The sequence below is a fragment of the Hyphococcus sp. D3-15 genome (genome assembly GCF_055809375.1).
The window spans coordinates 938,425-961,719 of sequence record NZ_CM147910.1; the positions used below are offsets into that span (position 1 = coordinate 938,425).

The 23,295-nt window shown below is 59.8% G+C and carries 25 protein-coding genes; 15 read left to right on the forward strand and 10 right to left on the reverse strand.

What is annotated here, in order from left to right:
• The first annotated feature begins 90 nt into the window (after positions 1-90).
• The 3 genes from ftsH to glmM all read left to right on the forward strand — a co-directional run bounded on the left by ftsH (position 91) and on the right by glmM (position 4,282).
• Positions 91-2,025 (forward strand): ATP-dependent zinc metalloprotease FtsH, encoded by a 1,935-nt coding sequence (ftsH, locus tag AC0L8G_RS04835; RefSeq protein WP_473387268.1) that lies wholly within the window; start codon positions 91-93, stop codon positions 2,023-2,025.
• 102 nt (positions 2,026-2,127) lie between these two features.
• The gene (folP, locus tag AC0L8G_RS04840) at positions 2,128-2,844 is read left to right on the forward strand and encodes a dihydropteroate synthase (protein WP_473387269.1); all 717 of its coding nucleotides are present in this window, start codon (positions 2,128-2,130) and stop codon (positions 2,842-2,844) included.
• Positions 2,845-2,914: 70 nt separating this feature from the next.
• Positions 2,915-4,282, forward strand: a complete 1,368-nt coding sequence (gene glmM / locus AC0L8G_RS04845; protein WP_473387270.1) for a phosphoglucosamine mutase — start codon at positions 2,915-2,917, stop codon at positions 4,280-4,282.
• A 69-nt stretch (positions 4,283-4,351) separates the two neighbouring features.
• Here the strand turns inward: glmM and AC0L8G_RS04850 are convergent, their stop codons facing one another.
• Positions 4,352-4,894, reverse strand: coding sequence for a carboxymuconolactone decarboxylase family protein (locus AC0L8G_RS04850; RefSeq protein ID WP_473387272.1), 543 nt, complete (start codon positions 4,892-4,894; stop codon positions 4,352-4,354).
• Between the two features lie 150 nt (positions 4,895-5,044).
• On the opposite strand from AC0L8G_RS04850, the gene AC0L8G_RS04855 reads away from it, so the two are divergent.
• Positions 5,045-5,614 carry a TetR/AcrR family transcriptional regulator gene (locus AC0L8G_RS04855; RefSeq protein WP_473387273.1) on the forward strand — a complete coding sequence of 190 codons (570 nt, stop codon included), beginning with the start codon at positions 5,045-5,047 and terminating at the stop codon, positions 5,612-5,614.
• Between the two features lie 57 nt (positions 5,615-5,671).
• Here AC0L8G_RS04855 and AC0L8G_RS04860 read toward each other — a convergent pair whose 3' ends face one another.
• Positions 5,672-6,184, reverse strand: a complete 513-nt coding sequence (locus AC0L8G_RS04860) for a hypothetical protein (protein WP_473387275.1) — start codon at positions 6,182-6,184, stop codon at positions 5,672-5,674.
• Between the two features lie 199 nt (positions 6,185-6,383).
• Between AC0L8G_RS04860 and AC0L8G_RS04865 the strand changes: the two genes are divergently transcribed.
• Entirely contained in the window at positions 6,384-6,866 is a 483-nt protein-coding gene (locus AC0L8G_RS04865) for a winged helix-turn-helix transcriptional regulator (RefSeq protein ID WP_473387278.1), read from the forward strand.
• On the opposite strand, the gene AC0L8G_RS04870 is transcribed toward AC0L8G_RS04865, so the two are convergent.
• Complete coding sequence (locus AC0L8G_RS04870; protein WP_473387281.1) at positions 6,863-7,306, reverse strand: glyoxalase superfamily protein; 444 nt, start codon at positions 7,304-7,306, stop codon at positions 6,863-6,865. The two genes, AC0L8G_RS04865 and AC0L8G_RS04870, sit on opposite strands and share 4 nt — an antisense overlap.
• A gap of 191 nt (positions 7,307-7,497) precedes the next feature.
• Entirely contained in the window at positions 7,498-7,683 is a 186-nt protein-coding gene (locus tag AC0L8G_RS04875) for a hypothetical protein (protein ID WP_473387283.1), read from the reverse strand.
• 221 nt (positions 7,684-7,904) lie between these two features.
• Here AC0L8G_RS04875 and thiD point away from each other — a divergent pair, with 221 nt between their 5' ends.
• Complete coding sequence (gene thiD / locus AC0L8G_RS04880; protein ID WP_473387285.1) at positions 7,905-8,696, forward strand: bifunctional hydroxymethylpyrimidine kinase/phosphomethylpyrimidine kinase; 792 nt, start codon at positions 7,905-7,907, stop codon at positions 8,694-8,696.
• A gap of 99 nt (positions 8,697-8,795) precedes the next feature.
• A complete protein-coding gene (locus AC0L8G_RS04885; protein ID WP_473387287.1) occupies positions 8,796-9,683 on the forward strand; it encodes a PhzF family phenazine biosynthesis protein in 888 nt (295 codons plus the stop codon).
• A 143-nt stretch (positions 9,684-9,826) separates the two neighbouring features.
• On the opposite strand, the gene AC0L8G_RS04890 is transcribed toward AC0L8G_RS04885, so the two are convergent.
• Positions 9,827-10,840 (reverse strand): DMT family transporter, encoded by a 1,014-nt coding sequence (locus AC0L8G_RS04890; protein WP_473387290.1) that lies wholly within the window; start codon positions 10,838-10,840, stop codon positions 9,827-9,829.
• A 161-nt stretch (positions 10,841-11,001) separates the two neighbouring features.
• On the opposite strand from AC0L8G_RS04890, the gene AC0L8G_RS04895 reads away from it, so the two are divergent.
• The 3 genes from AC0L8G_RS04895 (at position 11,002) to AC0L8G_RS04905 (ending at position 15,141) form a co-directional block, all read left to right on the forward strand.
• Positions 11,002-12,159: a phosphoserine transaminase gene (locus AC0L8G_RS04895; protein ID WP_473387292.1), complete on the forward strand. Its 1,158-nt coding sequence runs from the start codon at positions 11,002-11,004 to the stop codon at positions 12,157-12,159.
• A gap of 27 nt (positions 12,160-12,186) precedes the next feature.
• Entirely contained in the window at positions 12,187-13,773 is a 1,587-nt protein-coding gene (gene serA / locus AC0L8G_RS04900; protein ID WP_473388799.1) for a phosphoglycerate dehydrogenase, read from the forward strand.
• Between the two features lie 75 nt (positions 13,774-13,848).
• Positions 13,849-15,141 carry an adenylosuccinate synthase gene (locus AC0L8G_RS04905; RefSeq protein ID WP_473387294.1) on the forward strand — a complete coding sequence of 431 codons (1,293 nt, stop codon included), beginning with the start codon at positions 13,849-13,851 and terminating at the stop codon, positions 15,139-15,141.
• A 3-nt stretch (positions 15,142-15,144) separates the two neighbouring features.
• Here AC0L8G_RS04905 and AC0L8G_RS04910 read toward each other — a convergent pair whose 3' ends face one another.
• On the reverse strand, positions 15,145-16,290 hold the full coding sequence (locus AC0L8G_RS04910; RefSeq protein ID WP_473387297.1) for an FAD-dependent oxidoreductase: 1,146 nt from the start codon (positions 16,288-16,290) through the stop codon (positions 15,145-15,147).
• Positions 16,291-16,427: 137 nt separating this feature from the next.
• Here AC0L8G_RS04910 and AC0L8G_RS04915 point away from each other — a divergent pair, with 137 nt between their 5' ends.
• From AC0L8G_RS04915 to AC0L8G_RS04930, 4 genes are all read left to right on the forward strand, one after another.
• Positions 16,428-16,889, forward strand: a complete 462-nt coding sequence (locus tag AC0L8G_RS04915) for a thioredoxin domain-containing protein (protein ID WP_473387299.1) — start codon at positions 16,428-16,430, stop codon at positions 16,887-16,889.
• A gap of 497 nt (positions 16,890-17,386) precedes the next feature.
• Positions 17,387-18,163, forward strand: a complete 777-nt coding sequence (locus tag AC0L8G_RS04920) for a phosphodiester glycosidase family protein (protein WP_473387302.1) — start codon at positions 17,387-17,389, stop codon at positions 18,161-18,163.
• Positions 18,164-18,230: 67 nt separating this feature from the next.
• Positions 18,231-19,562, forward strand: a complete 1,332-nt coding sequence (locus AC0L8G_RS04925) for a M20/M25/M40 family metallo-hydrolase (RefSeq protein ID WP_473387305.1) — start codon at positions 18,231-18,233, stop codon at positions 19,560-19,562.
• 24 nt (positions 19,563-19,586) lie between these two features.
• The gene (locus tag AC0L8G_RS04930; RefSeq protein WP_473387307.1) at positions 19,587-20,339 is read left to right on the forward strand and encodes a hypothetical protein; all 753 of its coding nucleotides are present in this window, start codon (positions 19,587-19,589) and stop codon (positions 20,337-20,339) included.
• Between the two features lie 7 nt (positions 20,340-20,346).
• Here the strand turns inward: AC0L8G_RS04930 and AC0L8G_RS04935 are convergent, their stop codons facing one another.
• Positions 20,347-20,868 (reverse strand): hypothetical protein, encoded by a 522-nt coding sequence (locus tag AC0L8G_RS04935; protein WP_473387309.1) that lies wholly within the window; start codon positions 20,866-20,868, stop codon positions 20,347-20,349.
• 178 nt (positions 20,869-21,046) lie between these two features.
• On the opposite strand from AC0L8G_RS04935, the gene AC0L8G_RS04940 reads away from it, so the two are divergent.
• Positions 21,047-21,412, forward strand: a complete 366-nt coding sequence (locus AC0L8G_RS04940; protein ID WP_473387311.1) for a hypothetical protein — start codon at positions 21,047-21,049, stop codon at positions 21,410-21,412.
• Between the two features lie 82 nt (positions 21,413-21,494).
• On the opposite strand, the gene AC0L8G_RS04945 is transcribed toward AC0L8G_RS04940, so the two are convergent.
• The 3 genes from AC0L8G_RS04945 to AC0L8G_RS04955 are packed head-to-tail and all read right to left on the reverse strand — an operon-like array spanning position 21,495 to position 23,185.
• Entirely contained in the window at positions 21,495-21,743 is a 249-nt protein-coding gene (locus AC0L8G_RS04945) for a hypothetical protein (protein WP_473387312.1), read from the reverse strand.
• Between the two features lie 13 nt (positions 21,744-21,756).
• Complete coding sequence (locus AC0L8G_RS04950; RefSeq protein ID WP_473387314.1) at positions 21,757-22,158, reverse strand: hypothetical protein; 402 nt, start codon at positions 22,156-22,158, stop codon at positions 21,757-21,759.
• Positions 22,118-23,185, reverse strand: coding sequence for a hypothetical protein (locus tag AC0L8G_RS04955; RefSeq protein ID WP_473387315.1), 1,068 nt, complete (start codon positions 23,183-23,185; stop codon positions 22,118-22,120). The genes AC0L8G_RS04950 and AC0L8G_RS04955 overlap by 41 nt, the downstream gene beginning before the upstream one ends.
• Between the last annotated feature and the right edge of the window lie 110 nt (positions 23,186-23,295).

The window sequence follows — 23,295 nt, forward strand, 5'->3', positions numbered from 1 at the left end:
GGTCAATATCGCTGTGGATCGGCGCACAGCCTCACTTCCGGCGTTTTTCAACGCTATGTCTTGAGTGCCGCGCCAAAGGAATGGGATCGAATGAACGGACGCAATCTTCTCATCTGGGGCCTTGTCATCGTATTTTTTGTGGTGGCCCTGCAATTGTTCGAATTCTCGACGCCCGGCCCGCAGCCGAAAGAATTGACCTATTCCGAATTTGTCAGCCGCATTGATGCGGGCAGCATCGCCGACGCCACAGTCGCCAAAGGTCAGGTGACCGGCACGCTCGCCGACGGCGCGGAATACATCACCACCATTCCCGAGGACGGCCAGACCGCCGCGGCGGAGCGCTTGAACGCCGCCGGGGTGAATACGGAAATCCAGAAGGAAGAAGAGCTGCCGCTGCTGCTGTCGCTGCTGATCAATATTCTGCCGCTGCTGATCTTCCTCGCTTTCTTCCTGTTCATCATGCGTCAGATGCAGGGTGCGGGCGGCAAGGCCATGGGCTTTGGCAAATCAAAAGCGAAACTTCTGACCGAACGTCAGGGCCGCGTCACCTTTGACGATGTCGCCGGCATCGACGAAGCGAAAGAAGAACTCGAAGAGATTGTCGAATATCTCAAAGACCCGATGAAATTCCAGCGCCTTGGCGGCAAGATCCCGAAAGGCGCGCTGCTGGTCGGTCCTCCGGGCACCGGTAAAACGCTGCTCGCCCGCGCCATCGCCGGTGAAGCGAATGTGCCGTTCTTCACGATTTCCGGTTCGGACTTTGTTGAAATGTTTGTCGGCGTCGGCGCGAGCCGCGTGCGCGACATGTTCGAGCAGGCGAAAAAGAACGCGCCCTGCATCATCTTCATCGACGAGATCGATGCGGTGGGCCGTCATCGCGGCGCCGGTCTTGGCGGCGGCAATGACGAACGCGAACAGACCTTGAACCAGTTGCTGGTCGAAATGGACGGCTTTGAAGCCAATGAAGGCATCATCCTGATCGCCGCCACCAACCGTCCCGATGTGCTTGACCCCGCCTTGCTGCGTCCCGGCCGTTTCGACCGTCAGGTCGTCGTGCCGAACCCGGATGTGGCGGGCCGCGAAAAGATTTTGAATGTGCACGCCAAGAAAGTCCCGCTGGCGCCGGATGTGAATATCCGCACCATCGCACGCGGCACGCCGGGCTTTTCCGGCGCCGATCTGGCGAACCTCGTCAACGAGGCGGCGTTGCTCGCGGCGCGGCGCGGCAAGCGTTTCGTGACGGCGAAAGAATTCGACGACGCAAAAGACAAGGTCATGATGGGCGCCGAACGCCGCTCCATGGTGATGACCGAAGACGAAAAAATGCTCACCGCCTATCATGAAGCGGGCCACGCGCTGGTCGGGATATCCATGCCGGCGTCAGACCCGGTGCATAAAGCCACGATCATTCCGCGCGGCCGCGCGCTTGGCATGGTGCAATACCTGCCAGAACGTGATCGCTATTCCATGTCGCTGGAGCAGATGACTTCGCGCATCGCCATGGCGATGGGTGGGCGTGTCGCGGAAGAGCTGAAATTCGGCAAGGAGAAAGTCACCTCCGGCGCGTCATCCGATATTGAAACCGCGACCCGTCTTGCACGGGCGATGGTCACCAAATACGGGCTTTCGGAAAAGCTTGGGCCGATCGCCTATGCGGAAGATGAAGGTGAAGTGTTCCTTGGGCAGAGTATTTCGCGAAACAAGGCGATTTCCGGCGATACGGCGAAGCTGATCGAGGATGAGGTGAAGCGCTTTGTGACCGAAGGGTACGAGGCCGCCCGGCGGATCCTGACCGAGCGTCGCGAAGACTGGGAAAAGATCTCCCAGGCGCTCTTGGAATTTGAAACCCTGACCGGGGAAGAAATTCAAAAGCTGCTGGATGGCGGCGTGATTGAGCGTGAAGACCCGCTTGATCCGAAAGACCACACGCCGTCTTCATCTGTTCCGACTGCCGGCGCGCCCTCCGGCGGCAAGAAGAAAGACGACGGAACCGGCGGCATGGAGCCGAGCCCGCAAGGGGCCTGACTTGACTGCTGGTCTCAAGATCATGGGCGTCGTGAATGCGACGCCCGATTCTTTTCCGATGGCGGGCGATTTCTTTCAACGGCGCCGGCGATCGATCATGCGTTGAAGCTGGCGGAAGAGGGTGCTCATATTCTCGATATTGGCGGCGAGTCGACGCGTCCCGGCGCGGATGACGTTGCGCTGGAGATGGAGCTTTCGCGCACCATCCCGGTCATTCAAGGATTGAAGAAAGCCGGCTGCGACGCGCTGATCTCCATCGACACCCGCAAGCCCGATGTTGCGGCGGCGGCGGTCAAGGCGGGCGCGGCAATCTGGAACGATGTGACGGCGCTGTCCTTTGCGCCGGACAGTCTTGAAACCGCTGCGGCCCTCGACTGCGACATCGTGCTGATGCATGCGCAGGGCGATCCCAAGACCATGCAGGACAAGCCCCATTACGATGATGTGGTCGAAGAGGTGTATGCCTATCTCGCCGCCCGCATCGAAGCCTGCGTGAAAGCCGGGATCGATGAAGCGCGCATCATCACCGATCCGGGCATCGGCTTCGGCAAATCGCTGGAGCATAATCTTTTGCTGCTCGCCAATCTCGCCCGCTTTTCCGACCTCGGCCGGCCGGTGCTGCTCGGCGCGTCGCGCAAGCGGTTTATCGCGGCGCTGGATCGCGACGGGCCGGCCACGGAGCGGCTGGGCGGGTCGCTGGCGGCGGTGCTTGCTGGCGCGCGCCAGGGCGTCTCGATCTTCCGGGTGCATGACGTCGCCGCTTCCCGCCAGGCGCTCGCCGTGGCTAAGGCCATAGAAAATCCTCATTTTTCCCGTTAAGGCATTGTCTAAGGCCCTGTGCTAGGATGTGCGGGCTGGCGAATTTTGTGAGACGAGGGAGCAGCGGCCCATGCGGGGCGACGATCAGATGACGGGCAAACGCGAAATTTTCGGAACCGACGGGGTGCGCGGTCTCGCCAATGTGGGCGCCATGACCCCTGACAATATTCTGGCGCTGGGCATGGCGGTTGGCCGTGTGTTTAAGAATGGCGCGCATCGCCACCGTGTGGTGATCGGCAAGGATACGCGGCTTTCAGGCTATATGATCGAGCCGGCGCTGACCGCCGGTTTCGCCGCCTCGGGCATGGATGTGTTTCTGCTCGGGCCGTTGCCGACCCCGGCCATGGCGATGCTGACGCGCAGCTTGCGCGCCGATCTCGGCGTGATGATTTCCGCCTCGCATAATCCTTACGAAGATAATGGCGTGAAATTTTTCGGGCCGGACGGTTTTAAACTGTCTGACGAAACCGAACTCGAAATCGAGCGGTTGATGAAAGAAGGCCCTTCCGCAGGGCTCGCGGCCTCCGCCGATCTCGGCCGTGTCAAACGCGTCGATGACGCCGGCGCGCGCTATATTGAATTCGCCAAGGCGGCGTTCTCGCGCCGCTGTTCGCTGGACGGCGTGCGGATCGTCATCGATTGCGCCAATGGCGCCGGTTATAAGGTCGCGCCGACCGTATTGTGGGAACTTGGCGCCGAAGTAAAATCAATCGGCGTCAGCCCCAATGGCACCAATATCAACCAGAATGTCGGCTCCACCTCGCCGAAAAAAATGCAGGATGCGGTGCTCGAATATCGCGCCGATATCGGCATCGGTCTCGATGGCGATGCGGATCGCGTCATCATTTGCGACGAAAAAGGCCGCCTGGTCGATGGCGACCAGATTCTGGCGCTGATCGCACGGGCCTGGAAAAAAGACGGCGCGCTGAAAGGCGGCGGTATTGTTTCCACCGTGATGGCCAATATGGGGCTGGAGAAATTCCTCGACGGCCAGGCGCTGTCGCTTCAGCGCACAAAAGTCGGCGATCGTTATGTGGTCGAGGAAATGCGCGCCAGCGGCATGAATGTGGGCGGCGAGCCGTCCGGTCATGTGGTGCTGTCTGACTATGGCACCACCGGCGACGGGCTGGTGACGGCGCTGCAGGTGCTGGCGGTGGTGGTTTCCGAAGGCCGCAAGGTCTCCGATGTCTGCCGCTGTTTCGAGCCCTTTCCGCAGCTTTTGCGCAATGTGCGCTTCAAGGGCGGCGATCCGCTGGAAGCGCCGCGCGTGAAGGCGGCGATCAAGGCGGGCGAAGAAAAGCTCGGCAAGTCCGGCCGTCTGGTCATTCGCAAATCCGGCACCGAGCCGTTGATCCGCGTCATGGGCGAGGGCGAAGACGCCGCGCTGGTGCAGGCGGTGGTCGATGATATTTGCGCGGCGGTTGACGCAGCGGCCTGACCTTACAATCAAACAGCAAAACGGCCGGGCCGCGGGGGAAGCGCCCGGCCGTCTCGCACTGGTGCACGACTAAGCGGCTTGCGTGTGCACCACGGGGAAGTCGATGTCGGTCTGAGCAACGTGATTGATATAGTTGGTCAGAATGTTGGCGACGGTGACCGCCACGGTTTCGACGATTTCACCTTGGGTCAGTCCGGCCTCGCGCGCGGCGGCGAGATCTGCGTCGGAAACCAGGCCGCGTTTTTCGACCACAGCGAGCGCAAAGTGCAAAATCGCTTGCAGCTTCGGCTCGGCGGATTTGCCGTGCAGGCGTGCGGTGATTTCCGCATTGTCGACTTTCAGGCTTTTTGAAATCGCCGAGTGTGCGGAAGCGCAATAATCACAGCTATTTGCGCCGGCCACGGCGAGGGCGATGGCTTCACGGGTTTTCTGGTCAAAGGAGCCTTCGCTCAGCGTATCGCCGAAATTCAGCGCTGCGGCCAATACGGCGGGTTCATTCGCCATGACGCGATAAAGGTTCGGCACGACGCCGACTTTGGATTTGATCGCGCTGAAAAGATTGGCGGCGTCCGGGGAGGCGTCTGCGTCTGAAATCTGGGTAAGGCGGCTCATTTCAATTTTCCTTTTCAATGCCGGGTCTTTGCGCCGGCTGGTTGGGTCGTTTGATCTTGCGTCTTCACGCACACGCTCATATGTAATTGCGGACCGAATGGTCAACAATTTAGGACGAAGCTTTTCGTCACGTTAGCGTGAGAGGTCGCCATGGCGCGGATCCGGGAATTTGACATTGATGAGGCGCTCGACGCCGTGATGGGCGTGTTCTGGCGTCAGGGTTATGACGGCGCCTCCATGCAGGACATCGAAGCGGCGAGCGGGCTCAACAAGCAAAGCCTGTATCGGATATTTCCGGACAAGCGCGCAATGTATCTGGCGGCGCTGGCCCGCTATGAACGCCTGGAGACCGACAAGGCCGAGGCGGTGTTGAAGGGGCCGGGTGATGCGAAGGCGCGCTTTGGCGCCATCTTTGACGGGGTGATCGCCCTCGCCGCGAAAGGCGAGCGCAGCGGCTGCTTTTTATGCAATGCGGCGACGGATCAGGGCCAGCAGGACAGCGCAACAACCGAGAAGGTGAGCGCTGCTATACGGCGGATTGAAAAGCTGTTTCGCGCCGGACTGGCGCAGACCCCGCCCTATGACCGCAATGAAAAGGCCCGTGACGACAAGGCGGCGAGCCTGTTGGCGGTCTATTTTGGTTTGCGGGTCATGACAAAAGCGAACGCGCCCCTGCGCCTGATCAAGGCGGCGGCGCAAAGCGCGCTTGACGGCATATAAAAACCCGCCGGCAAATTACGCATGCCGGCGGGCTTTGGCGCTCCAACGCAAGAGCGATCAGGTGATGATGCGGACTTCCGCACGGCGCGAGCAGTTCCGCTTCGCGACTTTGCGCAAGCGCTTGTTCGGCACATAGCGCGCTTGCGGTCCGCGGGCGTCGACCGTGCACAAGAGGCGCGGGCCGCGGCGAGTGTGCACAACCTGTTCAGTCAGCACGATGCGGGCGCGATAGCGCGTATCAAAGACCTCGCGATTGACGACGCGGCCCTGGCGGCTGCGCTGGTCATTGCGGTGATGATAATCCCGACCGCGATTGCGGCCCCGATCGTCATACCGTCCGCGGCGATCATAATTGTCGTCGCCAAAGCTGATCGAGAAGGTCACGCCGGACTGTTTGTAGGCGCCGCGCCGGGAATATTTGTCCGCGCTGTAATAGTTGTAATAGTCAGACGCATGGCTGCGGTGGTCATGATCCGCCCGGCATGGGTCTGGTTTCGCCCAGGCCGCGCCAGCGCTCAAGGTTGCAATTGCGACCGCGCCAGCGATCATTGGCTTGAATAAATTTCTCATCTCGTTCTCCTGCTTGCCCCAGCAGATTGCGATGAGACCAACATGGCGGCGGAATGGGGCGAGATTGGCGCGATTTCTGGTCCAAATGCCGCCACAGTTCGATCCGGCGCACAAATAAATGTGAGCGCGCCGCGAGGTTTGGCGTGTTCTCGGTCGCGGCGATTGCACGGCGGCGGCAAATCGTTTTATTGATTCGCCCATGGGCTTTGCGAATGGACATGCCGGTGCGGGTGCGGACGCCAGAGATGGCGCCCCGCCATTAGAGCATTGCGGACTTGCCGCGGCGATTGACGCTGTCGGCGACCGCTGGACGCTGTTGATTATTCGCTCCGCGCTTTACGGCGTTACGCGGTTCGATGAATTGCAGACCACGCTCGCCATGCCGCGCACGGTGTTGTCAAACCGCTTGAAGCGGCTGGTGGATGTCGGCGTGCTGCGCCGCCGCGCCTACAAGGAACAAGGCCAGCGCACCCGTCATCAATATGTGCTCACCAAAAAGGGCGTAGACCTCGCCCTGCCGCTGATGGCGCTGATGCAATGGGGCCAGAAGCATATTCTCGCCGAAGTCGACAATGCGGGCATCGTCAGCCGCCGCACCGGCCAGCCGCTTCAGCTTGGGCTGATCGACAATGCGGGCGCGACGGCTGCGCTTGCGGACGTGCAATTTAAAAAAGCGTCCTAGACTGGCTTCATTGATAGTTGCGGCGCGCCGTTCGACGTTGTCTCCACGGTCACCCCTTCTGCGTTGATGACCGCATGGATGCGGCTGCGAAACGCGGAAAAACTCTCAAACGTCACCACATCCACCGGCTCGTCAAATTGCAGCGCCACACGCAAATGATCGGGCGGGAGAGACCTCAAGGCGACAATCTCGCCGGTGAAGGCTTGCCCAAGATAATGGCCGGCGACCCGTGAACCGAGTTGAAAAGCGGGCGCGGGCGGCCGGTTGCCGACCGCGGCGTGCAGCGTGTTCCAGTCGCGATAGCCATATTGCTTGGCGACCAGTTCAAGGCTTTCGCTATGGGTGAGAAAATCACCGTCTTCATCAAGTCCGGCGCGCAGGCGCTTCGCTTGTTGTTTCAGCGCGTCAAGGGACGGCAAACGCATAGGGGATGTAGTCATGGCAGACCTCGTCTTTCGCCATGCGGAATATCTGATGGGGCTCGCATTGCCATCGGTCCGCATGCTGCAAAAGCTGAGCTGACCAGAGCGGTAAATCGAAGGACTTCACCAAAAGCTTATCGCTCGCGAGCGGCGGGGGCCTTCACCCGGGCGCGGGAGATAAGCTTCCCTGCGAGACCTGTCAACTCGCGCTATTTGGCGCGGCGTCCGCCCGAGGCGATCAGCGCGCCCGCCAAAATCAAAAACACGCCGAAGCCGAAGACCAGCCATGAGGCGGCGGGATCGGCCCCCAGCCGGAATGCGGCGTCCGGGAAGAGTTGCAGGGATAGGGCGCCAAGACAGCAGACAAGGCCGGTCCAGATCAGCGTATTGGTCATGACATCAGGTCTCTCTCCGTTTTCGCCCCGCCAAAAGCAAGGCCGCGATATTGCCTAATTCCGGCGCATGTTTGAAAACCATGGGGCGAATGCGTGACAAACCGAGCAGAAATGCGCTTGCCGCATTGCTGCTTGGCAAGGGCGACCGCCCGTCCGCAGCGAAGCGAGGAAACCAGGCCTGCATGGGTGACGCCTTATGCAGGCCGGAATAGAGGAATATTTTGAAAGGCCGCGTGCTCATCATCGCCGGGTCGGACCCTTCGGGCGGCGCCGGCATTCAGGCCGACATCAAGACGGTGACGGCGCTTGGCGGCTATGCAGCGAGCGCGATCACTGCGCTCACCGTGCAGAACACAAAGGGCGTTACGGCTGTTCACGCCGTCGCGCCGGATATCATCGCCGCGCAGATCGAGGCGGTGATGGAAGACATCGGCGCCGATGCGATCAAGATCGGCATGATCGGCGATGTTGAAACCGCTCGCGTCATCGAGGCTGCGCTGAAGCAATATGCGGGGACGCCGGTCGTGCTTGATCCGGTTCTGGTTGCGACAAGCGGCGATGCGCTGGCGAAAGACGGTGTCGCCGCCTTCATCCGCGACCGGCTGGCGCCGCTGGCGGCGGTCGTTACGCCAAATCTGGATGAAGCCGCCGCGCTGACCGGCATGACGATAAACACGCGCGAAGCAGCGATTGAGGCGGGCAGGGCGCTTGTGGCGCGCGGCGCCGGCGCCGCGCTCATCAAGGGCGGTCATGGAAAAGGCGAAACGGTAGAGGATGCGCTGGTCTTCGCGGAAGGCGAGCGCATCTATTCAAACCCGCGCATCGCGACAACATCCACCCACGGCACCGGATGCACGCTGGCCTCTGCTATCGCGACGGGGCTGGCGCAAGGCATGGCGCTGCCCGCCGCCGTCAAGCGCGCCATCGACTATACGCATAAAGCCATTGCGAGCGCGCCGGGTTACGGCGCCGGACACGGGCCGCTCAATCACGGGCATGTGCTCGACGAATAGAGGCTTTAGACAGAGGCCCTATTATTGCGTTAAAGAATTCTCGGTTGCGCGTCTGCATCGCATCGCCGATATGACGTGCAATGATAAAGGATACGCGCCATGGCCGCTTATGATTTTGAAACGCTCGATGTGTTCACAGACGAAAAATTCACCGGCAATCAGCTGGCGGTGGTGATGGATGCGCGCGGTCTGACGACGGAGCAGATGCTGACCATCACCCGCGAGTTCAATCTGTCGGAAACAACTTTTGTCTTCCCGCCGGAAAACCCTGAAAACACGGCGCGCGTGCGGATTTTCACCCCCGGTTACGAAATGCCTTTCGCCGGTCACCCGACGGTTGGCGCCGCCATCGCGATTGCGCGCGCCCGGGGGCTGAAAGGCGACATCGCGCTGGAGCTGAACACCGGAATTTTCCCGGTGACTGTCGAGACGTCGGCGGAGCGCGGCTTTGCAGAATTTCAAAATCCCAACCTTCCCGATGAAACCGGCGCGGCGCCGCCGGTTGAGCGTATTGCGGCCGCCTTGTCCCTGCCTGTGGAGGCCATAGAGAAGGGCGCGCAAGCCCCGCGCATTTGCGGCGCCGGGGTTGATTATCTTTATGTCTGCGCGTCGCTGGGGGCGGTGCGGTCAGCCACGGTGAACAGCGCCGCCTGGGACGCGCTTGGCTTGGACAAGATTATCGGCGTCTATCTGTATGCGCCAGGCGGCGAGGCGGCCGATGCGAGCTATCATGCGCGCATGTTCGCGCCGAGCGCCGGCATTGTCGAAGACCCCGCGACGGGCAGCGCGGCGGCGGGCTTTCCCGGGCAAATCATCCGTAGCGAGAATATTCCGGACGGCGTGCATCGCTGGGTGATCGAGCAGGGCTTTGAAATGGGCCGGCCGAGCCGCATCATCGCGACGGTGGGCGTTGAAGGCGCCGCCGTTCAATCGGTGCGCATTGGCGGCGATGCGGTGTTCGTGCAAAAAGGTCAGCTTTTTGTTTGATCGTTGAGGGGTTTGCAAAAGCCTTCATCCTGAGGAGCGCGAATTTCTTCGTCCTTCGAGACGGCCTTGCGGCCTCCTCAGGATGAAGAAATTTGCGCGTCTCGAAGGATAGAAGGCGTGAAATAGTTCTCGATTAAACAGGACTAGTTTTCCGCTTCGGTCTTTTCCACCATCGGCGCCAGCGTGCCCGTGAGTTCATCGGGTCCGGGCGCGCCGCCATTTTGTTTTTTGCCGAAGGGCGAGCGCTGGCTGACGGCGACGCCCGCCAGAATGATGACCAGCGCTGCGATGGCCGGCCAACCGACCCGTTCGTGGAACACAAGCGCGCCCAGTCCAACCGCCCAGAGCGGAATGATATAGTTGGAAAACGCCATAAAGCCTGCGCCGGTGCGCCGGATCAGCATGATGATCAACACGCCGTTCAGCCCGGTTGGAAACACGCCGAGAAATATCACGCTGATCAGGCTGGACGCTGTCCATTGCTCGCGATGCAGCTCGGTGAAGAACAAGGGCGGGATCGACATCAAGGCGGCGACAATCAACATGCCGGAAGCAAAAATGCGCGGGCGCACCGGCGGCGCGCGGCGCGAAAGAACGGCGGAAATCGCGTAAAGCAATGTCGCCAGCAGCAATCCCGCCTGAGCGAAAAAGCTGCTGGTCATGGCGCCTTTCAGCACGTCCGGCCCCATCAGCACGAGGACGCCGGCGAAACCGAGCGCGATGCCCGCAATCTTGCGCCCGCTCAATTGTTCGCCCGCAAAGAAATAAGCCAGCGCCACAGTCCAGATCGGCATGAACGCCATATAAACGCCGGCGAGACCGCTCTCCACATATTGCTGCGCCCAGGGGAACAGATAAAAGGGCAGCAAATAGCCGCTGGCGCCGACCGCGATCATCCAGATCCAGCTCCGGCGGATGCGCCATTTCGTCCCGCTACGGATGAAAAACGGCGGCAGACGCCGTCCGGCCGCGCGCATCAAAATATACATTAGGATGGCGGCGACCCAGAGCCGACCGGCGGCGACGGCGGCCGGCGGCACGGTCTCCACAGCAGCGCGGATCATCACAAAGGACGAGCCGCCAAAGGCGACGATCAGGGCGAGCAGCAGCCAGTCAAACAGGGTCGCTTCCGCCGGGGTGATGTGTTTACGGGCCATTAACCTTGGCGCTATCGGTGCGCCTCGATCAGTGCAAGGGAGAAAATCTCATGAAGCCAAGAAATTTTATTATTTGACGCCGGGGTTGTTTCCGTGTCATGGCGGGCGCGGGCCACGCCTCCCCAACGGGGCGCGAGCCATCTGGAAGGATGGAGTAAAACATGCCAGAAACTACGCCAGCGGTGCGTCCTGCGCGCCCACATTTTTCGTCCGGCCCCTGCGCGAAGCGCCCCGGATGGTCACCTGAAAATTTCAATCTCGACACGCTCGGCCGCTCTCACCGGTCCAAGCTCGGCAAGGCTCGTCTTGCTGACGCCATTGACCGCACGCGCGCGCTATTGGGCGTTCCTGACGATTATCGCATCGGCATTGTGCCGGCGTCCGACACCGGCGCCGTTGAAATGGCCATGTGGTCGATGCTGGGCGCGCGTCCGGTCGACATGCTCGCCTGGGAAAGCTTCGGCGAGGGCTGGATCACCGATGTGGTCAAGCAATTAAAGCTCGATGCGCGGGTGCTGAAAGCCGGTTATGGCGAGATCGCCGATCTTGCTGCGGTCGATCCGACCCATGACGTTGTCTTCACCTGGAACGGCACGACCTCCGGCGTGCGCGTCGCCAATGCCGACTGGATCAGCGACAAGCGCGAAGGCGTTGTGATTTGCGATGCGACCTCGGCGATTTTCGCGCAGCCGCTCGATTGGGCGAAGCTCGATGTGGTCACCTATAGCTGGCAGAAAGTGCTCGGCGGCGAAGGCGCCCATGGCGTGCTTATTCTTTCGCCGCGCGCGGTTGAACGCCTTGAAAGCTACACGCCCGCATGGCCGCTGCCGAAACTGTTCCGCATGACCAAAGGCGGCAAGCTCAATGAAAGCATTTTCGAAGGCGCGACCATCAATACGCCTTCGATGCTTTGTGTTGAAGATTATCTCGATGCGCTGAAATGGGCGGAAAGCCTTGGCGGACTTGAAGCGCTGCATGCGCGCGCTGACGCCAACGCCGCCGCGCTTGGCGATTTTGTCGAAAGCGCGCCCTGGGTTGATTTTCTCTGCGCCGATCCTGCGATCCGTTCCAACACATCAGTGTGTTTGAAGATCGTCGATCCGGACATCGCCAAGCTTGATGACGACGCCCAGCGCGCTTTCGTGAAAGCCATGGAAAAAGCGCTGGAAAAAGAAGGCGCGGCCTTCGACATTGGCGGCTATCGCGACGCGCCGCCGGGCCTTCGCATCTGGTGCGGCGCCACCGTTGATGCCGCCGACGTGAAAGCGCTCGGTCCGTGGCTCGACTGGGCCTTCGCGCAAGCCAAATCCGCCCTTTAAAGTTTTCTTTCAAATTCAGATCGGGGAATCCCCATGCCTAAAGTTCTCGTTTCAGACGCGTTGAGCGAAACCGCCGTCAATATTTTCAAAGAACGCGGCGTTGACGTCGACTACATGCCGAAGCTCGGCAAGGACAAGGAAAAGCTCCTGTCCATCATTGATCAATATGACGGTCTCGCCGTGCGGTCCGCCACCAAGGCGACCTCGGCGATCATCGCCGCCGGAAAAAACTTGAAAGTCATCGGCCGCGCCGGCATCGGCGTTGACAATATCGACATTCCGGCTGCGACCGCTGCGGGCATCGTCGTCATGAACACGCCTTACGGCAACGCCATCACGACGGCGGAGCATGCAATCGCGATGATGTTTTCGCTGGTTCGCTCGATCCCCCAGGCCAACGGCTCCACGCATCAAGGCAAGTGGGAAAAATCCGCCTTCATGGGAACGGAAGTGTTCGGCAAGACGCTTGGCGTCATCGGTTGCGGCAATATCGGTTCGATCGTCGCCGACCGTGCGATCGGCCTGAAAATGCGCGTCGCCGCCTTCGATCCGTTCCTGACGGAAGAACGCGCGATTGAACTCGGCGTCGAAAAAGTCGATCTCGACGGGCTGCTGTCGCGCGCCGACATCGTCACGCTGCACACGCCGCTGACCGATCAGACGCGCAATATTTTGAGCCGCGAAAATCTCGCCAAGCTGAAAAAAGGCGCCTTCATCGTCAATTGCGCGCGCGGCGGGCTGGTTGATGAAGAGGCCCTGAAAGACCTCCTCGATGAGGGGCAACTCGCCGGCGCCGCGCTTGACGTTTATGCGACTGAGCCGGCGACGGAGCATCCGCTGTTCGGCAATCCGAAAGTGGTGGCGACGCCGCATCTCGGCGCCTCGACATCTGAAGCGCAGGAAAATGTCGCGATCCAGGTCGCCGAACAAATGGCGGATTACCTGATGCGCGGCGCGGTCACCAATGCGCTCAACTCGCCTTCGGTGACGGCGGAAGAAGCGCCGCGCCTGAAGCCTTATATTGCGCTTGCTGAAAAGCTCGGCCTGTTCGCCGGTCAGCTCACCCAAACCGGCTTGAAAAAAATCGAAGTCACATTTGAAGGCGATGTGGCGGCGCTGAATTTGAAACCGCTGACGGCCTCCGCCGTCGCCGGCGTCCTGAAGCCGATGCTGTCGGAAGTGAACATCGTCAATGCGCCGGTGATCGCCCGCGAGCGCGGCGTTTCCATCGCGGAGACCACGCGCGATGATGCGGACGCCTATGACAGCATCATCCGGTTGAAGATCACCACCGAAAAACAGACGCGCACGGTTTCCGGCACGATCTTCGGCGGCGTTCCGCGCATCATCGAGATCAAGGGCGTCGACATGGAGGCGTCTTTCGCGCCGCACATGCTCTACACCACCAATGAGGACAAGCCGGGCTATATCGGTGCGCTCGGCAAGACCCTTGGCGAGGCGGGCACCAATATCGCCACCTTCAATCTGGGCCGTGCGGCGGCGGGCGAGGGCGCGATTGCGCTGGTCGCCGTTGACGATCCGATCACCGATGAAGTGCTCGAAAAGGTCCGGGCCCTGCCGCATGTGACCCAGGCGATGGCGTTGTCGTTCTAACCTCTTTGGAGGACGTTGACCGCGCCCTGAAAGGCCCTATGGTGCCCCCGCAATTACCCGAATTTGGAGGCATAAATGGCTGATGTTGCGGTCGTCGGCGCTCAATGGGGCGACGAAGGCAAGGGCAAAATTGTGGACTGGCTGTCGGCGCGCGCCGATGTGGTGGTCCGCTTTCAGGGCGGCCATAATGCCGGCCATACGCTGGTCATTGACGGCGCGGTCTACAAGCTTTCGCTGCTTCCTTCCGGCGTCGTCCGCAAGGGCTGCGTCGGCGTCATCGGCTCCGGCGTCGTTGTCGATCCGTTTGCGCTGCTCGCGGAAATCGACCGCGTCGCCGCGCAGGGCGTTGAGGTCAATCCCGAAACCCTGATGATCGCGGAGAACGCGACGCTGATCCTTCCTGTGCATCAAGAGCTTGATGCGTTGCGCGAAGGCGCGGCGGCCGGCGTCAAAATCGGCACGACAAAACGCGGCATCGGTCCCGCCTATGAAGACAAGGCGGGCCGGCGCGGCTTGCGCATTGTCGATCTCGCCGATCTTTCGAGCCTCAAGGCGAAGATCGAAAATCTTCTGGTCCATCACAACGCTTTGCGCCGCGGCTTCGGCGTCGAGGATGTGGACGCCGATGCGCTGTTCAATCAGCTCAGCGAGATTGCACCGAAAGTGACGCCTTATTCGCGCGCTGTCTGGCGCGAGCTTGATCAGGCGCGCAAGGACGGCAAGCGCATCCTGTTTGAAGGCGCGCAGGGCGTGCTGCTCGATGTGGATCACGGCACTTATCCTTACGTCACGTCTTCCAACACGGTGTCGGGTCAGGCGGCGACGGGGTCGGGCCTTGGGCCGCGCGCAGTGAATTACGTGCTCGGCATCGTCAAAGCCTATACGACGCGGGTTGGCGAAGGGCCGTTCCCGACGGAGCTCAAGGATGATGACGGCAAGCGCCTTGGCGAACGCGGTCACGAATTCGGTACGGTCACGGGGCGCCAGCGCCGCTGCGGCTGGTTCGATGCGTGCCTGGTGCGTCAATCGCTGAAAGTTTCCGGCGTCGACGGCATTGCGCTCACTAAGCTCGATGTGCTGGACGGTTTCGATGAGCTGAAAGTCTGCATCGGCTACAAGATCAACGGCAATAGCTATGATTATCTGCCCGCCGGCGCGCATCTGCAGGCCGTCGCCGAGCCGGTCTATGAAAGCATGAAAGGCTGGTCGGGCTCGACGGAAAAGGCGCGTAGCTGGGCCGAGCTTCCGGCCGAAGCGGTGAAATATGTCCGCCGCATTGAAGAGCTGATCGAAACGCCGGTGGCGCTTGTCTCAACAAGTCCCGAACGCGACGACGTCATCTTGATGCGCGATCCGTTTCAGGGCTGACGTTTAGCCCTGCTTCGATGACTGCCCCGCCGCAATCCGTTGCGCCATATGCGCGTGGCCCGTCAGCATGCGGATGCGCTCTTCCTCGCTTGGCGCCAGCGACCAATCGCCATGCTCCACCGTGCCGCCGAGCAGGATCGCGCCTCTGCGCGGGAACATATAGAGATACCCCTCCGGCGTGCCGGTGACATAGCCGTAATCGACTTCCGGCTGCGGCAAGAGCATGGTCAGTTGTCCGCGTGCGGGGCCGAGTGTTTCGTCGCCGAACAGCGCCCGCGCGCCAAGCCCGGTGCAATTGAAGATCAGCTTTTCCTTCAGGTCGAAAACGTCGTCGGTCGTGGCGAAGCTTTTCTGCATGATGCGCCCGCCGGCATTCTCCACATCGCTCATCAGCTTGCGCAGATAGATGTCCGGATCGATCATGATCGCGTGGTGGTGCTCCACATAGCCGAAGCCGAAATATCGTTCGGGATTTTCCTCCGTCGTTATGCCGGCATAAAGGTCGTCGCCCTCAATGTAAGGCGTGCGCGCCCTGTCGGGCGGCGCCTCGCTCAGGGACATATAGCGCATGTAATAAACGCCATAGGCGGGATCATTGGCGAGATGCTGGAACGCGCGCTGGGCGATGCGCGCGGCGCGTTTGAACTGCCCGATAAACTGATCCGAAACCGCGCTCATGCCGGAAAACAGCGTCGTCGGATGCCAATAGGCGCCGGCAATGTTGGAGGTGGTGTGCGGCGGCAGCGCGGCGCCGTAGACGGAAACCTGATAGCCGCGCCGCAGGAGCAAAAGCGCGGTCGTCAATCCATTGACCCCGGCGCCGATCACCGCGGCGCGTTTTTCATCGATCGCTTCGGCGAGCTCCACCGATAGCTGGGCGCAGCCCCAGGAGAGCGTTACGCCGCAACCGCCATGACCGTAATTGTGAATGACATCGCGGCGCCCGAAGCGTTCATGCTCGATCCGGAAGCCGCTTTTGCGATAAGGCCTGAGGCCCACCACTGTGCGGATCTCGCGCGAGGGTTGCGACAGCACCGGCGCATAGGGCGCGTCGAACGGTCTTGCATGATCATCGGCGGCGCGGGCGGGAAAGGCCGCCAGCGAAGGCGCAGCGGCGGCGGCGGTCAAAAATTGGCGGCGTGCAATCATGAATTCCGGTTCCCGTCATATGTTGCGCGCCCATCCTTTCGCGGCGGGCGCGGCGGCGCAAGCTCCCGGTCTCGTGACCTGGGCGAGTCTGGCGCGCCGGAGCGTCGCAGCCTATGGTGGCGATGAAAGGCGTCGTCATGAAACAGGTCAAAAATTTCATCTTCCCAGCCGTTTTGATTATGGGCGTGCTCGTTTTCGCTCTTTCAGGCCGGACGAGCGCAACCGGCGCCGAGTATGCGCTGGAGGGCGAACCGGAAGTGGTCGCCGTCACTTTCGCGTCGGCCTGGTGTTCCGCATGCAAGATTCTCGAGCCACGCCTTGCGGAAGTGATCCCCGATTTCGCTGACAAGCCGGTGAAATTCGTTGAGCTTGATTTCACCTTCGGGCAGCGCGGCGAGATCGAGGAGAAAGCCAACGCCGAAGGGTTGGGCAAAATCTATCCGCGTTTTAAAAGCGCGACCGGTTTCACTTTGCTGGTCGATAAAGACACGGGCGAGATCATCGATACGCTGACGATTGATCATTCAAAGGGCGCCATGCGGGCCGCGCTGGCTCAGGCCCTGGCGCTCGCCGCGCGCACGCCGGCGCCGGCCGAATGATTCAATCCTTATACTGATTGTTAGACTTGCAGACAGTTTCGCGGCCGGCTTTATCGCGCGCGCAAAGACGCCGTCTTACGCCGATTTTACTTGCGTTTTTTCGGTTTTGGGCGCAGCATATAAGAGTTCCGAGGGGCGTCCCGCCTGTCGCCAATTGACGACGGCTTGTGCGACGCGCACCTCTTTCAACGCGCTGGGAAATCAACATCACAGATCGTTGCGAGGAGCAATGCGCGCCAGGGAGCAAGGGCAATGGGACTGAGATGAACCCTTTGAACCTGATCCGGGTCATTCCGGCGAAGGAACGGGACTGCGACAGGCTTGCGAGCTAAAGGTTTACCCCTGAGGTTTTAACGCCTGACGTCGATTTCCTCATCGCTGGGATGTCCCAATGCTTAAGCGGCGATGAGGAGACCGCCTTGTTTCGTGGCGTTTTGTTTAAAAAGACCCGATTGAACCGCGCGGCCACCATCAGAGAGGTTTCGCGCAGGCAAGCGATGCGGCTGACATCAGCGCTGGGCGCCATTGCGATGGCGATGGCGGCGATTGCTATGGCGACGATTGCCATGACGCCGGTCATGGCGGCGCAGGCTTCCGGCTGTGCTTCGGCGTCACATCAACAAATCGACTATATCGTTTGCCGCTTCGATCCCGCCGCCGCGGACATCCGGCTCTTTCTCAATGACGCGGATGGCGCGCCATTCAGCCATTTCAATCTCGTCAATGAAGCGCTGGCGGCGCAGGGCGAGCAACTTGTCTTCGCCATGAATGCCGGGATGTATCACAAAAGCCGTAAGCCGGTGGGGCTCTTTGTTGAAGAAGGGACGGAGCGCAAAAAGCTCAGCACCAAAAACGGCCCCGGCAATTTTCACCTGAAACCAAATGGCGTGTTTTTGATTGATGATGCGGGCGCGGCGCGCGTTCAGGCAAGCGCGATTTTCAACGCCGCCGATCAGGAAATCCGCTTCGCCACGCAATCCGGCCCCATGCTGGTCATTGACGGAAAAATCCATCCGCGCTTCCTGCCCGATTCCGATTCGTTGAAACGTCGCAATGGCGTCGGCGTGACGGCCGAAGGTGAAGTGATCTTCGTTCTCGCCGACACGCCGGTTCGGTTTTACGACTTTGCGATATTTTTCCGCGACATGCTCAACACCCCTAACGCCCTTTATCTGGATGGAACCATATCGCGGCTCTATGCGCCGGAGCTTGCGCGCAATGACCCGGGCGCGGCGATGGGGCCGATTGTCGGGGTGGTTGCGCCGCTCGACTAGCGGCGGACTTTCCAATCAGTGCGGAAAGCGGCATGCTGCAACGGCGTAACAGGAGTCATCCATTCCCGTGAAAATCTCAGTCGCCATCGCCGCCTGTTTTCTCCTCGCACCAGCATTCGCCGCCGCGCAGGACGCGGCCGCCACTGGCGCGCTTCCCTTATCTGAACGCGAGGCCGCCATCATTGCGCGGGTTGATGCGAATTTCGATCACTCCCTTTCGTTTCTCGAAGAGCTTGTGAATATCAACTCCGGGACCATGAACCATGAGGGCGTCCGCGAAGTGGGACACGCCCTGACCGAGCCTTTCGAGGCTATCGGTTTTGACGTGGACTGGATCAATCAGGATGCGGTCAATCGCGCCGGGCATTTTCGCGCTGTCCGCAAAGGCAAGACCGGCGCAAAGCTGCTGCTGATCGGTCATCTCGATACGGTGTTCGAAAAAGAAGGCGACTTTCTTGAATGGCGGCGCAATGGCGATGTCGCGACCGGCCCCGGCGTGGTCGATATGAAGGGCGGCGATGTGGTCTTGCTCTATGCGCTGAGGGCGCTTGACGATCTTGGTCTCCTCGATGATGCGGCGATCACGGTGTTCATGACGGGCGATGAAGAAATGAGCGGCAAGCCCATTTCGGTTTCGCGCAAACATCTGATTGAGGCCGGCAAGCGCGCCGATGTGGCGCTGAATTTCGAAGGCGGCGCGATTGGCGAAGTGGTGACCTCGCGGCGCGGATCGTCTGGCTGGCGGCTGACCACAAGCGGCGTGCGCGCCCATTCCAGCCGAATTTTTTCAGAGGAGATCGGCGCCGGCGCGATTTTTGAAATGGCGCGCATTCTCAACGACATTTACGAAGCGCTGGCGGAAGAGGAGTTTCTCACCTTTAATCCGGGCGTCATCGTCGGCGGCACGGATGTGCATTATGATCCGGATGCAACGCGCGGGCGCGCTTTCGGAAAAACCAATGTGGTCGCGCAAACGGCCATTGTCGATGGCGGGTTGCGGTTCATTTCCGAAGAGCAGAAAGCGGCGGCGCGCGAGAAAATGCGCGCGATTGTTGCGGAACATCTGCCGCAGACGGGCGCGGAAATCACTTTTGAAGACAGCTATCCGGCGATGAGCCCGACCGAAGGCAATATGGCCCTGCTCGCCGTCATGTCGAAGATCAGCGAAGATCTCGGCTTCGGGCCTGTCGCGGGCAATGACCCGGCCAAGCGCGGCGCGGCGGATATCTCCTTTGTCGCGCCCCATGTTCCCGCCTCCATGGACGGGCTCGGGCCCATGGGCCGCAATGGTCACACGCCGGAAGAGGAGCTCTTTATCGCCTCAGTGAAAGACGCGACCGCGCGCGCGGCGATTTTGATTTATCGCCTGACCCGCGAAGACGCGCCCAGATTCAACTGAAGACGGGATGAGCGGGAGAAAGTCATGACCGGCGCATTGAAAACGGTCGTCATCGACCAGCGATTTTGCGGGCCGAAAACCTCCGGCAATGGCGGCTATTCGGCGGGGCTGTTTGCGCAGATCATCGACGGGCCGGCGTCTGTTACGCTGAAGGCGCCGCCGCCTTTGGGCGCGCCGATTGTTTTGCGCCCTGCGGATGCGGGCGGCTTTGAAGCGGTTGCAGGCGAACAAGTGATTGCGTCAATGGCGCCCGCAAGCGTTGCGGTGATGCCGCCCGTCATACCGGATGATGCGGGCGTCGCTGCGGCCCATGACGACTTTCTCAAAGCCGAGGGTGGGCATCACATCATCCCCTATTGCTTTGTCTGCGGCAATCGCCGCGAGGCGGGCGACGGGTTGCGGATTTTTTCCGGCCCCGCGCCGGACAGTCCGGTGAATGCGGATTTCTGGACGCCTGCGGATGATCTCGCCGGCGATGACGGATTGGTGCGGCCGGAATTTCTCTGGGCGGCGCTGGACTGCCCCACGGCCTATGCGTTGCGCGTCGGCGGCCGCATGACATTGCTCGGGCGTCTCGCCGTTGACATTAAGCGCCGCCCGAAACCGGGCCAACGGCTGATCGCCGCCGCCTGGGCGGAAAAACAGGACGGGCGGAAACATTTTTCCTCCTCCGTCCTGCTTGATCAAGATCGCGAGATCATCGCCGCCGCCAACGCCATCTGGATCGAGATCAACGACCCCGCGCTGATGGCTAAGATAAAAGCTGAGAATGCGTGAGCCGGCGTCAGGAAGACGCTTCTTCTTCTTCTGCGGAGGTCGGCGTTTCTTCAACGCTGTCGGCGCTTTCCATTGGCTGATCGACCGTTTCGATCATCAGCTTAATGAGGCTTGAAATATTTTGCTTGATCGAGCCCTCATTGGCGAGTTGCAGGCGCTTGACGCCCATAAATGCGTCGCCCATTTCGGCCGTATACGCCTCTTCGATGGTTTCGGTGAACAACACATCGCCGCTTTCAAGATCAGTCAGCGTGTAATTGACCGTTGACGTCACGGTCATGTTGAAGCCCGCAAAAGGCTGCTTCAATTTCTCCAGGGTCGCATCCAGACGGTAGCGCCCGGTCTCCGTCGCCAGCATGGCGTGCGCGGAAAATGACTGGCGCAGCGCTTCGGCGAAATCTTCGTTTGAAACTTCCGATGTCCATAGCGGGTTTGTTTCTTTCCCGCCCGATACTTCGCCGACGGACACATTCTGCCGCAGGGCGGACGCATCATCGATAATGGTGGCGTCTGATAGTTCAGCGATCATGGCGCCGGGGTTAGACGCAGATGCGCAAGCGCTCACTGCCAAGGCGCTCAGTAGTATAAGAAAATGTCTCATGTTTCCCTCCCGTATTTTCTGTCCCCTGAGTAATTGGGCTTGCATTTATTTCTCGCCTATGGTCCGAACGCAAGCGGAGATTTTATCGGGGGCGCATCATATGCGCATGGTCTGGATTGTTCTGGCGTTTTCGCTTGGTGCTTGCGGCGGGCGTGTCGCACATCCGGTCTCGCTCGAAAATGATTTCGACGACCGATTAAGTTGCGCGCATCTGTCCGGGGAATTCGAGAACAATCTCAAGCGCCTGGAAGAGCTGACCGGTGAAAGCAAGGAAAAATTTGCGAATAATCTGGGGCTCTTGATCGCGAGCCCGCTCTTCCTTGATTTCTCGGACACGCAAAAACGCGAGGCGGAGGCGCTCCTCGCCCGCAATGAACGCCTGCAGGCGCTGATGACCGAGAGGGATTGCCCCGTGGCGGAGAAGGCGGCGGCGGCGGCGGAGACGCCGGAGCAGACGGAAAAGGCGGAGTAATTCCAACTACGCCGCGCTTGGTTTCTTTCAGGCTGGAAGCATAAGGCAAATATTTGTACTGCAACGTCGGACTAGCAGGTAACTAGCGTTTTACGAAAACCAGTACAATGGCGTTATCGATGTCTTCCCGGTCATATAGCGGCGCCCCTTCCCGATACATCCCACTCGCGGCGACTTTACCTTCAATAACATTAATGGAATCCGGTCCGGATAAATCGGTCAGGAGTAAATAGCCCGCTCCCGCCCAGAAATTTTTACTGGCCAGAACAAGCCGGTTCAACTCTATTTGGTCGTCAGCCATACAAACGTCGATGCGGATAGTGTCTGTCATCGTATGTTTCTCCCTATGGTGCAGGGCAAATTTTCGCTACGCCTGCCAGTATAGCTTCCACGTAATCTATGCCTTGTGCTCTCAAGTAGAAGTCAAGCTGATTTCCTGTATTTATAGACTTCAGCTTCCTGAGCCTTGAGTCTGTAATATGCTCCGGACTTATGGATTTTGCAGAGTCAGCGATTTTGCCAATTTGCGCTTTTTCTTCATTCAACCCAGCAGCCCCGGCGCACTGTAAGATTTGACGAATTGAAAGGCTTCTACGGTCAAGTGAACTATATGCGGCGTTCCTGGCCGCCACTATATCGGCGGCGGCAAAGTCTTCTTCAATCGAGAGCGCGCGTCCCAGCGCCTGTATGCAAAATTCTTTGAAGTCACTGTCGGGCGTGGCTTTTTTTATGGCCTTGCGCAGCATGACAACACAGGCCATTTGCACCTCGTCGAGATCGAAAGGTCGATTCAACAATGCGGCTTACGCTTCGTGCGACATTAGACAGTTGGTTGCAGCATTCGGGGTGATGCGCCGATGAACCGAATTGGGCGGCACCCGCCGCGAACGACGCCGTGCCGCTTAAGCTGTCCGCATGGTCTTTCAACGATTCGTAGCGGTCTTTTTTCTCTTTTGCGACTTTTTCGGCCTGAGATGCTGCTGCGCCCTTTTCTTTGGCGGTGTTGCATTTTTCTTTTTCTGCGGAGCCAAGACTCTCGTCGCTCAATACCTCGTCGCAATTATTTTTGCCTGCAGGCAAATTATCCTCTGCGTCTTTTTGAGCAGCCGTTGCCGCTTCTCGCGCCTTTGTTGCCGCGTCTTGCGCTTTTGTCGATGCTGTTTCCGCTTCAGCGAGCAGTTTAATTGTCTCCGCTGTTGGCGCGCCGGTGGAGGCGCCGGATTGAGAATGTAACGCTGTCGAGGGGGAAGTGTAGACGCCCGTCAGTTGTTCAACAGCCAAAATAGAGACCATTATGCGTTGATCCCGGGCCGCCTGCACAACTAGTTCGTCTGGATCGATGGCGCCGTTCAGGTAACGCTCGCAAGTGCGGTACATTTGTTCGCGGAAAAGGTTTATGGTTTGTGTGCGAGCAATTGTCGCTGCGGTTTCGGCGGAGGAAAGGGAAAAAGCTCCCTGTCCTGACTTTTCTGCGACATCGGCGGAAGCTTTGGCGGCGGCGCTGAAGGCGTAAGCGGAAAATACATCCGGCGCAGCTTCGCTGCATAATCGCAAATTAGCCTTGAGTTGATCGTCGCTTTTATCGGGCGTGCCCTTGTTATTTAGGATCCAGACCGGGTTTGAAATCACTGCCCGCTGTTTGGCGTCAGTAAAGACGATCTCGCCTTTTTTGCGAGACAAAGTGTTGTCCCGGTGGATGGAATTGAGGTTGGCACACCCGGACGCGGCCAAGCTAAAAACAAGCAAAAATGTGATTTGAAAGTGTTTTTTCATTTCAGGCCCCCGCCCCGCGTGAGTAAATCTAAGCATATATAAAGTAATCAAGCAACTATTGCTAACTGTACTAAAATAAAAGCAAGCGCGCTCAAGGTCTTGCGCCGCGC